This is a genomic window from Dolichospermum sp. UHCC 0259 (assembly GCF_009711935.1).
Classification (GTDB): Bacteria; Cyanobacteriota; Cyanobacteriia; order Cyanobacteriales; family Nostocaceae; genus Dolichospermum.
On sequence record NZ_VIKX01000002.1, the window covers coordinates 2628 to 3065 of the forward strand.

Below are 438 nucleotides of genomic sequence, written 5' to 3' on the forward strand. Positions count from 1 at the left end.
TCCCTTGTGGTGAATATCAACTTCCCCAAGCAGTAATAGGTAATCGAGGTAATGCTAAAGCCACCAGTTACGATAATAGTTGGCAGTTTACCATTTGGTACTCAGAAGCAGCAATTGAACAAGATTTAAGTCAACCAACTGAAGCAAAAGCTCAAGAACTAGCCCAGTTACAAAGTAATCCCTTGACGTTAGCAAAATATATTATTCAACAATATGATAAACAACAATCTCAACAAGAACAAACAGAAGAAACTGTTAACGAAATTGAAGGTGATGCTAACAATCAGGCACAGGAATCTCGCTGGATTTCTCTACTCCGCAGCGATAAATACGGTCAATTAATTGAAACACCCAAATTTCGCAAATTTGCTACTGATTATATAGCCAATCAATGGCGTGACCTAGCCATTAAAAGTGGATACAGCCATAATTCGGGTA

Annotated in this window: 1 pseudogene; it reads left to right on the plus strand. The window is 38.1% G+C overall.

The features are described from left to right. Positions 1 to 438 (plus strand): annotated as a pseudogene (locus FJR05_RS00135) (hypothetical protein); the annotation flags it as partial.